Genomic DNA, 10,980 nt, shown 5'->3' with positions numbered 1-10,980 from the left:
GCCGGGAGCCGTCGGACGGCCAGCAGCTCGCTGGCCCGCCGACGACTCCCGGTCTCGCTCCGAGACGGTACGAACTCCGGCTTGGGCTCGGCTAGAGCGGCCCGCCGACCGCTCTCCGGGCGAGGTCAGACAGTGGCTGCCCCGAGCACGAGCGGGGCGACGGCGAGCAGCAGCAGGACGGCGGGTGTCGGCACGCCCTTGAGGTCCTTGGCCCGGAGGTGGGCGATCACCGCTCCGGCGAAGTAGAGCACCACGCCGACGGCCGCCGCGACGCCGAGCGGACGGTAGCCCGTGCCGGCCAGCAGCCCGAGGGCACCGGCCAGTTCGAGCGCGGCGAGGCGGGGGAGCCAGCCGAGCGGCACGCCGATCGCCGTGAGGCCGGTGGTGATCTTCTCGTCCTTGACGAGCTTGCCCCGGCCGGATGCGATCAGGACCAGCGAGAGCAGGACCGCGAGCACTACGTAGGCGACGAACACCGTTTCTCCCAGAAGGTACGGCCGAACTGTCTCGGCCAATCGGGCACTTTTCGAGTGCTGGTTACTTCTTGTTCCCGGGAGGATTGTGGGCGATGCTGCTCGGGTGACAGAAGACCGCACTTTGGACATCCCTACGCACACCGCTGTTACCACCCCGGCCCGCCACGACCCGGAGGCCTGCCACCTCCGGCACGTCCTGGACCGGGTCGGCGACAAGTGGAGCGTGCTGATCATGGCCATGCTCGGCGGCGGGCCGCGCCGCTACTCGGAGCTGCGGCGCTCCGTCGAGGGCATCTCCGCCCGCATGCTCACCCTCACCCTGCGCAGCCTGGAGCGCGACGGCCTGGTCACCCGCACGGTCACCCCCACCACTCCGCCCCGGGTCGACTACGCCCTCACCTCCGTCGGCGAGACCCTCTCCGTGGAGGTCAGCGGCCTGATCCGCTGGGCCGAGCAGCACCGCGAGTACATCGCCGAATCCCGCCGCGCCTTCGACTCCCCCTGAGCCCACACGGCCAGGGCCGTGTCCGGGCGGGTCCGGGTTCGGGTCAGCAGGACACCGACCCTTCCGGCAGCCAGTCCCGGCCGGGGCGGTACTCGAGCCAGCGGCGGCGACGGCCTGCGGCGGCGAACCCGTCCAGCAGCAGCGGAAGTCGGGGGTCCGGGTCGTCCCGTCGCCAGACCAGGGACCAGGCGTAGAGGGGGGTCGGGTCGACCAGCGGCAGGGTCCGCAGGCCGGGGGTGGCGGTCGGCGGGAGGTCGGCCGGCAGCAGGGTGCAGCCGTCGGGCGTGGTGCGGACTCGTTCGAGGAGGTGGTCGAGCCCGAGGTTGGCCTCGCCCGGCAGGACCGGGACCGCGAATCGGTCGGCGAAGTGCCGGAGGAAGTCCAGGCGTCCGGGCGCAGCCGGGAGCACCAGCCGGAGGGCCGAGAGGTCGGCGGGCCGCAGGGCGTCGCGGGCGGCCAACGGGTGGTCGGCGGGGAGCACGGCATCGACCGGCTCCAGCCGGACCAGCCGGTGCGCGAGCGAGGCACCCGCATCGTCCGAGGTGGCCGCGGCGTCCGAGGCGTCAGAGGTGGCCGCGGCGTGGTAGCGGCCGAAGCCGGCGTCCGTCTCGCCACGGGTCAGCGCTGCCACGACACTTGGCAGATCCCGGCCCGGCCCGACCTCGGCCTGGACTCCCCCGGCCTCCGCCAGCGCCTCCCGGACCGTCCGCAGCGGTGCGAACAGGTGCCCCCAGACGTCCAGCCGCAGCGGCCGCCCACCGGCCCGTACGGCAGCCACGGCCTGTGCCCCGGCCGTCAGCGCCGCCCGCGCCGGGCCGATAAACCTCGCACCGGCGTCGGTGAGTTCGACGGTGCCCCCGCCGCGCTCCAGCAGTCGCACGCCGAGCGTCTCCTCCAGCCGGGCGATCCGCTTCGACAGCCCCTGCTGGGTGAGCGAAAGCTGCTCGGCCGCCCGGCGGAAGTGCAGGTGTTCGGCCGTCGCGACGAAGGCGCGCACCTGCGCGAGGTCGAGATCCATGCCCGCCATCCTGGCCGACAACCAACGGTTGTCAAGGCCGCTGTCCGGTTGTTGGACCGCCTCCGGGCGCAGCCGGTTAGCTGGTCAGCAGCCGGGGACGACCGGCCGGGATCTCCGAAAGGCGCTGACGGTGAAGGCATTTGTGGCAACGGGCGACACAGCGAGCACGGTGCGGCAGGCCGAGGTGGCCCCACCGGAGCCGGGCCCCGGCGAGGCCCTGGTGAAGGTGGACGCGTACTCCGTGAACCGGGGTGAGACCTTCCAGCTGGAGGCCCCCGAGCAGGGTTGGCGGCCGGGCAAGGACATCGCCGGCCTGGTGGTGCAGGCTGCGGCGGACGGCTCGGGCCCCGCCGTCGGCAGCCGGGTGGTCGGCCACCCCGCCTCGGCCGGGTGGGCCGAGTACGCAGCCGTGCCGACCGGTGCGCTCGCGGTGCTGCCCGAGGAGGTCCCGACCGTCGTGGCCGCCGCTCTGCCGCTGGCCGGGCTGACGGCGCTCCGGCTGCTCCGTACGGCGGGTGCGGTGGCCGGGAGGCGGATACTGCTCACCGGCGCGTCCGGCGGTGTCGGCCACTACCTCACCGAACTCGCCACCCGCGCAGGGGCCTTGGTCACCGCCGTCAGCGCCTCGGCCGAACGCGGCGGCCGACTGGCCGAGTTGGGCGCACAGGTGGTCTCCCGGGTGGCGGAGGCCGACGGGGTGTTCGACCTCATCCTGGAGTCGACCGGCGGCCCGAACCTCCCGCAGGCCCTCGCGAAGCTCGCACCGCGCGGGCAGCTGATCTGGTTCGGCCAGGCCTCGCGGGAGCCGGCCCTGCTGGACTTCTTCGGGTTCTTCGCCGGCCCGCTCTCCGCCACCGTGCGGCACTTCAGCTACGCCGACACCGACGGCCCCGACGCACCCGACCTGCGGACCCTCGTCCGACTGGTCGCCGAGCAGCGGCTGCACCCCGAGATCGGCGCGGTCGCGGACTGGAGCCGGACGCCCGAGCTGCTGGCCGACCTGCGGGAGCGCCGCATCCGTGGCAACGCCGTCCTGACCATCTCCTGACCTCTCACCAACTCACCCATCTCCTGGAGCCCTTGATGACCAGCATGCCCAGCACCGACCCCCGTACCGTCGTCGTCCGGTACGTCACCGCCGTCGCCGAGGGCGACCTCGCCACCGTCGTCGCAAGCTTCGCCGAGGACGCCACCTGGACCTACCCCGGCGACCTGCCGCTGAGCCGGGTGTGGCGCGGCCGCTCCGCCATCATCGACGACTTCCTCGGCGGCGTCGGGAGCCTCTTCGCCCCCGACGGCGCACCGCAGGTCACCCTCACCAACTGCCTGGCGGACGGCGACCAGGTCGTCGCCGAGTGGACCGCCGTCGGCACCGCCGCGAACGGGCGGCGCTACGACAACCTGTGCCTCGGCATCTTCACCGTCCGGGACGGCCTGATCACCGCCGTCCGGGAGTACACCGACACCCAGCACGTCGAGCGCTCCCTCTTCGGCGGGGCGGAGAGCCCCGAACCGGCGGCCCCCGTCAGCTGGTGACCACCGGCACACCCTCCGGGCGACCGGCCAGCAGGTACGCGATGTGGTCGGCGCACCGGAGGGCGGCCGTGGCCATGGCACTCCCGGTCATCCCGGCGACGTGCGGCGTGAGCAGGGCGTTCGGCAGCCCGAACAGCGGTGAGGCGAAGGCCGCGTGCTCGTGCTCGAAGGTGTCGACGGCCGCCGCCGCGAGCGGATGCCCGGGGTCACGGAGGGCGTCGGCGAGCGCCGACTCGTCGACGATCCCACCCCGCGCGGTGTTGAGCAGGATCGCCCCCGGTCGCATTCGCGCCAACTCCGGCCGCCCGATCAGCCCCCGGGTCTCGCGGGTGAGCGGGAGGTGCAGGGACACCACGTCGCTGGTCGCCAACAGCTCGTCCAGGCTCCCGACCGGACGCACCTCCGGCGCTGTGCCTGGCGCTATAGCCGGTCCGTTGGGCGCGCGGCGGGAGAAGGACTGGACGGCCATGCCCAGCGCACCCGCCCGCTCGGCCAGCGCCGACCCGATCCGGCCCAGCCCGACGACGCCAAGCGTGAGATCGGCGAGGCCCGCCGCCGGTGTGCTCGGGCTGCTCCAACGCCCGTGGTGCGAAGCCTCGTTGTAGGAGGGGAGGTGGCGGGTGAGGGCGAGCAGCTGGGCCAGCGCGAACTCCGCGACCGCGACGGCGTTGGAGCCGGGCGTGTGGGTGACGGCGACGCCGCACCGGGCAGCGGCAGCGAGGTCGACGTGGTCCGTGCCGGCACCCGCCCGGCCGACCACCTCCAGCCGGGCGGCCGGCCCGGGGTCGGTCGCGGCGGGGTCGGTCGCGGCGGCGAGGAAGGCGGCGCCCATCGGCACCCCCGCCCGGGACTTGACCGCATGGTGGCCGACCCCGTCCCCGACCGTCCCGGCGATCAGCTCGGCTTCGTCGAAGGGGTCGAAGTCCACGAACCGCACCCGCCCCGCCCACTCCGCCCGCACGCGTGCCGTGTCCGCCACCCGCCGCAGGTTCAAGGTGACAGCCAGCCCGTGCCCGAGCAGCCGCCCCACCTCCCGGTCCAGCAGCCCACCGGGCGCAGCATCCAACAACAGGACCCGCTTCATCGGCCCCCCTCTCCCCGGACGCGCCCGCCTAACGCCGCCCACCGTCGGTCGTGCACGACAGTCTTCCACCTCCGGCCACCGCCGTCCGTCCGGCCGGTGGGTGGGTGGGTGGGTGGGTGGTCGACCGGGCGGGGCCGGGTCCGACGGATTGTCGGTGGGGTGTGCCAGCCTGGGAGCTGCGAGAGGGCCTGCGTGGGCTTCGTCCCGCGCGCGGGCCCGGCCACTGGTCCGTCAAAGGAGAAAGATCATGGTCACCACCGACTTCAAGAGCGGCGCACCCAGCTGGATCGACCTCGGCAGCCCGGACACCGACGCTGCCGCCGCCTTCTACGGTGCCGTCTTCGGGTGGACCTTCGTCTCGGCCGGTCCGGAGGCCGGCGGGTACGGCTTCTTCCAGGAGGGCGGCAAGACCGTCGCCGCGCTCGGGCCGCTCACCGACGAGGGCGCCATCTCGGCATGGACGGTGTACTTCCAGACCCCGGACGCCGACGCCGTCGCCAAGGGCGTCGAGCAGGCGGGCGGCACCGTGCGGGTCGCCCCGTTCGATGTGATGGACGCCGGGCGGATGGCCCAGCTGACGGACCCGACCGGCGGCGATTTCGCGATCTGGCAGCCCGCCCGGACGAAGGGCCTCGACCTGGTCGGCGAGCCGAACAGCTTCTGCTGGGCCGAGCTGCACACGCCCGACACGGCAACGGCGCTCACCTTCTTCCAGTCCGTCTTCGGCTGGCGCGCGGAGGACTCCGGCGTGCCCGGTGTCGAGTACACGGTGCTCTCCACCGCCGAGGGCGAGCAGCCGGATGCGGGCTTCGGTGGGCTCGCGGGGATGTTCCCGCCGCTGCGGCTCGGCTGGCTCCCGCACTTCGCCGTCAACGACCCCGACGCGGTCGCCGCCGCGACCACCGGCAACGGCGGCTCGGTGATCATGCCGCCGGAGGACGTCCCCACCGTCGGCCGGATCGCGGTCTTCGCCGACCCGTCCGGCGCCCAGTACGCGGTGATCAAGCCGCTCCCGCGGCAGATGGCCTGACCGAGGCGGCGCCGGTCACCGACGTGCGCCGAGCCCCGTATCCGCCGCTCCTGGATACGGGGCTCGCGGCGTCCACGCCTGCTGTAGTGTGACGGCCTGTACGGCGCCGGCGCCCGCTCGTGGACGCCTGGATCGAGCCCGTACCGAGCCTTGGAGGTGAGACCCATCAACGCAGGTGTGCTCCGGGTGCTCCCCTCCGACTTCGCGGTCGTACCGGCCTAGGTGACCGCGGGAGCCCCGTTCAAGGCTTCCCGAAAGGCTCTCGTGTCGGTCTTCTCCTCCGCCCGTCTCCGTTCCGTCCTCGTCGCCAGGCTGCGCGCCGCAGGCTGCGTGTTCGCCGAGGACGAGGCGAGGCTGCTCCTCTCCACCGCCGGCTCCCCCGTCGAGCTCGCCGCCATGGTCGACCGCCGGGTCGGCGGCCAACCCCTCGAACACGTCCTCGGCTGGGCCGAGTTCTGCGGCCTGCGGATCCTCGTCGGCCCGGGTGTCTTCGTCCCCCGCCGCCGCACCGAGTTCCTCGCCGAGCAGGCCGCCGCCCTCGGCCACCCCGGCGCGGTCGTACTCGACCTCTGCTGCGGCGCGGGCGCCCTCGGCGCGGCCCTCGCCGCCCAACTCGACGGCATCGAACTCCACTCGGCCGACATCGAGCCCGTCGCCGTCCGCTACGCCCGCCGCAACGTCGGCCCGTTCGACGGCCGGGTGTACGAGGGCGACCTCTACGGCCCCCTGCCCGCCGACCTGCGCGGACGGGTCGACCTGCTCGTCGCCAATGCCCCCTACGTCCCGACCGACGAGATCCGGCTGCTCCCGCCGGAAGCCCGCGACCACGAACCCCCCGTCACCCTTGACGGCGGCGCCGACGGGCTGGCCATCCAACGCCGCGTCATCTCTGCCGCCACCGAGTGGCTCTCCCCCGGCGGCCACCTGCTGATCGAGACCAGCGAACGCCAGTCCCCGGGCACCGCCGAAGCCTTCGCCGAACGCGGCCTCGCCCCTCGCGTCGTCTCCTGCGAGGGCCGCGACGCCACCGTCGTCATCGGCACCCGGAACTGAGGCCCGCCTTCCGGACGTCTCCGGACACGCGCACCGTGCACCTGCCCGATCTCACACCTCTCCAGGGAGACCGCTCCATTGACCAGCGCTGCCCAACTCTCCGACGACCGGCCGGACCCGGACGGCCCGGACGGCCCCGACGGCCCGGAGGTACTCACCACGGAAGCACCGACGGCATGGGAGCCCTGGGCCCGCCTCGGCCTCACCACTGCGGCCTGCTATCTGGCCGCCGCCGTGGGCCAGCTGGCGTTCACCGTGTACCAGACCGCTCAGCTGCTGGACCTACTGGCGACGATCGAGCCAGGTGATTCGGTCGACACCGCGCTCTCGCTCCTCCACACCGCCACCTGGATCGGCTACTTGCAGGTGGTCACGGTCCTCGCCGCCGTGGCCGGGCACATGTTCTTCCGCCACAAGGTGCGCGCGGCCGCCACCGCCGCCGGGCTGGAGACCCGCTCCCTGGCCCGACACTGGAGCCGCTACGCCGGGCTCGCCTGCCTGGCCGTCTACCTGCTGGTCACGCTGGCCGTCCGGCACGCACCGACATACGACGTCGACGTCATGGCCTTGGTGCAACAGGACGCCATCCACGCCGAGATCTCCATCGGCGTACGGATCGTCACGGCGCTGGTGCTCGTCGCCGCCACTCTCTCACTGCGCAGCCGGGCGCGTGCAGTGCTCACGGCACCGGTGGGTGAGCCGACGTGCTGACGGTCCTGGTGAACGGGCTTCCAGGGTCGGGGAAGACCACGCTGGCCGGGGAGTTGGCACGGGAGCTGGGGCTGCCGCTGTTCAGCAAGGACGCGATCAAGGAGACACTGGCCGACACCCTGCCGAGCCCCGACCCCGGTGGCGAGCGGGCCTGGAGCAACCAGCTCGGGCAGGCCGCGCTGGAGACCCTCTGGACCGTGCTCGGCCAGGCTCACGGAGGCGCCGTCCTGGAGAGCCCCTGGCTGGCCCACGTCCGGGAGTTCGCGGCGGCCGGGCTCACCCGAGCCGGGATCGACATCGGGGCAGGGGTCGGGGCAGGGGTCGGGGCAGGGGTCGGGGCAGGGGTCGGGGCAGGGGTCGGGGCTCGGTCGCTCCAGGAGGTGTGGTGCGAGGTGCCCTTGACGCTCGCGCGCCGGCGCTACGCCGATCGGGCGCCGCACCGCCACCCCGTGCACCTCGACCTGTTGCCCGGGACCGAGGAGGAACGCTGGGAGCTGTGGAGCCGGACGGCCGAACCGCTCGGCTTCGGCCCCGTCCACCGGGTCGACACCAGCCGGGCGGTGGACGTACCGCTGCTGGCCAAGCGTCTCCGGCCGTAGCCGTAGCCGTGCGCGGCAGCCTGGCGGTGGGTCACCCGGGCTGGAGGATGCCGTGCCGGTGCAGCCAGCGGACGACGGCCGTCGCCTGGCCGGGCGGCAGTCGGTCACTCCAGGCCCGGAGCAGGTCAGCGAGATCCGGGAACGGCGGATGCTGTATCGGGGTCAGCAGCGGCGCCAGCTCGACGCCCGCGACGTAGGCGACGGGCCTGGGCAGCGCGGGGTGGGCGAGCGCTCGGCGCAGCTCGATCCGGTCGTCGACCACGCAGGGGGTGTCGACCAGGCGGGCGGCGGGCGAGAGCCGTACCTGAGCCGGGAGGGGGGCGAGTGGTGCGGCATCGGCGGGCAGCTCGGCCCCGGGACGGGCGCGGAGCTGCCAGAACGGGCAGGCCCGGTGGGTGCGTTGCTCGTCGTAGTGGGCGGCAGCCCAGGCCGTGTGCTGGTCGACCGAACGGCGTTGGTTCTCCCGGTAGTACGCGAGGGCGAGCGGCGCCGACCGGTCCTGCTCGGGTGTCAGGAGGGTGTGGACGGTGACGGCAGCGGCCATCGCGCTCTGCATGGCCTTGTCCACGCCCGAGGAGGAGAGCGGGTCGAGCGCGAAGGCCGCCTCGCCGATCCGGATGCTGTACTCGGTGACCGGATCGGGGTCGGCGTAGCCGGTGGCATCACAGGCGGCAACCCGGCTGACCAGCATCGGGGCCGTGAGACCCGCCAGCAGGTCGGAGTCGCGCAGCAGGTGCTGGTAGCAGGCAGCCAGGGCGGCCTGGCCGGTGCCGTACCTGCGGAGCGTCTGCGGATCGGTGAACGCCATGGCCCGGAAGGACCCATCGGGCAGGACCGTGCCCCAGCACCAGCCCTCCGGACCGGCCGAGACCCGGGTGGCCGGTCCGGCCACCGGGCCCCCTGCGGCGGACGAGCTGACCGACGACCCGCGCCAAGTGGCGTGCAGGGCGAGCGTCCGGGGCCCGGTCGGTCGGCGACTACCGCTGCCCAGGGCGAGGCTGCGCCCGCTCGCGTCCACCAGGAAGCGGCAGTCGACGCGGTCGACGGCGCCCGCCGTACGGAGCGGGACCGACCAGCCGGACGTGGTACGCCTCGGGCAACCTGCCGTGGCGGGCTGGAGCACCTGGGCACCCGCCGTCCGGACGGCGTCCAGGAGCAGGTGGTCGAAGCGGGCGCGGTCCACCGTCAGGCCGGGGGCTCCCGGGGAGAGCCGGACGATCCGGGCCTGGTCGTCGGACCAGCGCAGCCAGGTCTCGGTGGCGGCCCGGAAGCCGCCCTCCCCCAGGACGCCGAGCACGGCCGGGCGCAGCCCGAGCGCGTCCAGCAGTGGCCAGACCGCCGGGGTGAGCGCCTCGCCGATGTGGGGACGGGGGAAGCGGTGGCGTTCGACGACGAGCACCTGGTGGCCGAGCTCGGCCAGGCGCTTGGCACAGACCGCCCCGGCCGGGCCCGCGCCGATGACGCAGACCTCGGTCTCGACCGGGGCGCTGGGCTCCCCCGTCACGGCTCGGCGCGGGCGGCCGGCAGCCCAGCGGAAGGCGGTCCGGCGGCCGGGTGTCCCGCAACAGGCGGTCCGGCAACAGGTGGTCCGGCAGAGGTGAAGTAGTCGGGACGGCTCGCGAGCAGGCGGTTGTAGGCGCCGAGGCTGTAGTGCAGCCAGCCACGGATGTAGTCGCAGGCGGGTCGGCCGCGCTGGATGACCTCGTGGTGGCAGCCGCCGCCGCACAGGTAGCGGGCCCAGCAGCTCCGGCACGGGTCCTGGCGGTGGACATGCCGATCAGCCAGCCAACTCAGCCGGCGGCGGGGGTCGATGCCTTCGGAGAGGTCGCCCATCGCTCCGGCCTTGTCGCCGACGAAGCGGTGGCAGGCGGCGAGTTCACCGTCGGCGGAGACGCCGAGGTACCCGGCCCCGGCGCCGCACGGGTAGGGGCGATGGGTGCCCTGGTGGAGCTCTCGCAGGGAGTTGACCAGATTGGCGAAGGGGTAGCGCCGCCCGGCCACCACCTGACGCTCGAACTCCTCGCCGCAGGAGACCATCTGGTCGAGCATCGCCTCCAGATCGGCCGGAGCCAGCTCCTCCTTCCCGGTCGGCGAGTTGAGCAGCGGCGAGAAGCCGACGCTGTGGAAGCCGAGGCCGACGAAGGAGTCGAGGGTGTCGCGCAGGGCGAGATTCCTCGGGGTGACCGTCACCCGGGCGGAGACCTGCATCCGGCGCTGCTGGGCGAGCAGGGGCTTCACCTTGGCCAGGACGGTGTCGAAGCTGCCCCGGCCTCCCCGGTACGGGCGGAGCAGGTCGTGCTCCGCCCGGTCTCCGTCGAGGCTGACGGTCACGGCGAAGCCGTGGGCCTCGAAGAAGTCGGCATCGTCCGGGGTCAGCAGGGTGCCGTTGGTGGTGATGGAGAAGGTGACGGGCACCCCCGAGCGGACGGAGAGACGGACGGCCCGCTCGGTCGCGGCCCGGACCACCGGCCGGTTGATCAGCGGCTCTCCGCCGAGGAAGGAGAGATTGACCCGCTCCCCGGGGCCCGCCTCGCTGAAGAGCAGGTCGACGGCGGCCTTGGCGGTCTCCGGGGGCATGTTCTTGTCCGGGCCGCCGAAGCTGCCCTGCTGGGCGTAGCAGTAGGTGCAGCCGAGATTGCACTTCTGCGCCACCGAGAGGGAGAGAGCGCGGACGGGTGGTGCCGGGAGCGGGGTGTCATCGATCGCCGGGGGCCCGTGCAGGCCGAGGCCGGCCAGCAGCCGTCCTGCGGCGGCCTGGTCCGGGCCGTGCCGGGCTTCGTCGAGGGCCTGATAGGTCTGCTCGTCGACGTCGAAGACCCGGCTGCCGTCGACCGTGAGCAGGTGGTGACCGGCATCGGTCCTGATCAGGTGGATGTCCGGGCTGAGCGGCGCGGACTGCCGGAAGAGCTCGCGAGCCCGTCCGGGGGCGCGGTCGGGGGCGCGGTCCGAGGCATCGAGGTGCATGGTC

The 10,980-nt window shown here is 73.8% G+C and carries 12 protein-coding genes; 7 read left to right on the top strand and 5 right to left on the bottom strand.

Annotation, left to right across the window (positions count from 1 at the left end; all coding sequences use genetic code 11):
* Nucleotides 1-125 precede the first annotated feature (125 nt).
* Nucleotides 126-476, bottom strand: coding sequence for a DoxX family protein (locus tag ACR68M_RS27910; protein ID WP_441246899.1), 351 nt, complete (start codon nucleotides 474-476; stop codon nucleotides 126-128).
* A gap of 121 nt (nucleotides 477-597) precedes the next feature.
* On the opposite strand from ACR68M_RS27910, the gene ACR68M_RS27905 reads away from it, so the two are divergent.
* Entirely contained in the window at nucleotides 598-981 is a 384-nt protein-coding gene (locus tag ACR68M_RS27905) for a winged helix-turn-helix transcriptional regulator (RefSeq protein WP_441246898.1), read from the top strand.
* A gap of 43 nt (nucleotides 982-1,024) precedes the next feature.
* Here ACR68M_RS27905 and ACR68M_RS27900 read toward each other — a convergent pair whose 3' ends face one another.
* Entirely contained in the window at nucleotides 1,025-1,999 is a 975-nt protein-coding gene (locus ACR68M_RS27900) for a LysR family transcriptional regulator (RefSeq protein ID WP_441246897.1), read from the bottom strand.
* Between the two features lie 130 nt (nucleotides 2,000-2,129).
* Here ACR68M_RS27900 and ACR68M_RS27895 point away from each other — a divergent pair, with 130 nt between their 5' ends.
* Together ACR68M_RS27895 and ACR68M_RS27890 are read left to right on the top strand one after the other, a co-directional pair.
* Nucleotides 2,130-3,047 (top strand): zinc-binding dehydrogenase, encoded by a 918-nt coding sequence (locus ACR68M_RS27895; protein ID WP_441246896.1) that lies wholly within the window; start codon nucleotides 2,130-2,132, stop codon nucleotides 3,045-3,047.
* 35 nt (nucleotides 3,048-3,082) lie between these two features.
* Complete coding sequence (locus tag ACR68M_RS27890; RefSeq protein WP_441246895.1) at nucleotides 3,083-3,535, top strand: nuclear transport factor 2 family protein; 453 nt, start codon at nucleotides 3,083-3,085, stop codon at nucleotides 3,533-3,535.
* On the opposite strand, the gene ACR68M_RS27885 is transcribed toward ACR68M_RS27890, so the two are convergent.
* A complete protein-coding gene (locus ACR68M_RS27885; RefSeq protein WP_441246894.1) occupies nucleotides 3,525-4,619 on the bottom strand; it encodes an NAD(P)-dependent oxidoreductase in 1,095 nt (364 codons plus the stop codon). The two genes, ACR68M_RS27890 and ACR68M_RS27885, sit on opposite strands and share 11 nt — an antisense overlap.
* Nucleotides 4,620-4,866: 247 nt before the next feature.
* Between ACR68M_RS27885 and ACR68M_RS27880 the strand changes: the two genes are divergently transcribed.
* From ACR68M_RS27880 to ACR68M_RS27865, 4 genes are all read left to right on the top strand, one after another.
* On the top strand, nucleotides 4,867-5,649 hold the full coding sequence (locus ACR68M_RS27880; protein WP_441246893.1) for a VOC family protein: 783 nt from the start codon (nucleotides 4,867-4,869) through the stop codon (nucleotides 5,647-5,649).
* A 264-nt stretch (nucleotides 5,650-5,913) separates the two neighbouring features.
* Nucleotides 5,914-6,702 carry a putative protein N(5)-glutamine methyltransferase gene (locus ACR68M_RS27875; RefSeq protein ID WP_441246892.1) on the top strand — a complete coding sequence of 263 codons (789 nt, stop codon included), beginning with the start codon at nucleotides 5,914-5,916 and terminating at the stop codon, nucleotides 6,700-6,702.
* Between the two features lie 78 nt (nucleotides 6,703-6,780).
* On the top strand, nucleotides 6,781-7,413 hold the full coding sequence (locus tag ACR68M_RS27870; protein WP_441246891.1) for a hypothetical protein: 633 nt from the start codon (nucleotides 6,781-6,783) through the stop codon (nucleotides 7,411-7,413).
* A complete protein-coding gene (locus tag ACR68M_RS27865) occupies nucleotides 7,407-8,012 on the top strand; it encodes an AAA family ATPase (protein ID WP_441246890.1) in 606 nt (201 codons plus the stop codon). Before ACR68M_RS27870 ends, ACR68M_RS27865 begins: the two co-directional genes overlap by 7 nt.
* A 31-nt stretch (nucleotides 8,013-8,043) precedes the next feature.
* On the opposite strand, the gene qhpG is transcribed toward ACR68M_RS27865, so the two are convergent.
* Nucleotides 8,044-9,516 (bottom strand): flavin-dependent monooxygenase QhpG, encoded by a 1,473-nt coding sequence (gene qhpG / locus ACR68M_RS27860; RefSeq protein ID WP_441246889.1) that lies wholly within the window; start codon nucleotides 9,514-9,516, stop codon nucleotides 8,044-8,046.
* Nucleotides 9,513-10,976, bottom strand: a complete 1,464-nt coding sequence (locus ACR68M_RS27855) for a radical SAM protein (protein ID WP_441251734.1) — start codon at nucleotides 10,974-10,976, stop codon at nucleotides 9,513-9,515. Before ACR68M_RS27855 ends, qhpG begins: the two co-directional genes overlap by 4 nt.
* Nucleotides 10,977-10,980 lie beyond the last annotated feature (4 nt).

The sequence above is a fragment of the Kitasatospora sp. McL0602 genome, assembly GCF_052076145.1.
Classification (GTDB): domain Bacteria; phylum Actinomycetota; class Actinomycetes; order Streptomycetales; family Streptomycetaceae; genus Kitasatospora.
This window is presented reverse-complemented; position numbering and strand designations above follow the sequence as displayed.

Excerpts from the sequence above, each read along its gene's own strand:
- ACR68M_RS27900 (WP_441246897.1), bottom strand. The coding sequence starts at position 1,999 with ATGGATCTCGACCTCGCGCAGGTGCGCGCCTTCGTCGCGACGGCCGAA.
- ACR68M_RS27890 (WP_441246895.1), top strand. The coding sequence starts at position 3,083 with ATGACCAGCATGCCCAGCACCGACCCCCGTACCGTCGTCGTCCGGTAC.
- ACR68M_RS27885 (WP_441246894.1), bottom strand. The coding sequence starts at position 4,619 with ATGAAGCGGGTCCTGTTGTTGGATGCTGCGCCCGGTGGGCTGCTGGAC.
- ACR68M_RS27880 (WP_441246893.1), top strand. The coding sequence starts at position 4,867 with ATGGTCACCACCGACTTCAAGAGCGGCGCACCCAGCTGGATCGACCTC.
- ACR68M_RS27855 (WP_441251734.1), bottom strand. The coding sequence starts at position 10,976 with ATGCACCTCGATGCCTCGGACCGCGCCCCCGACCGCGCCCCCGGACGG.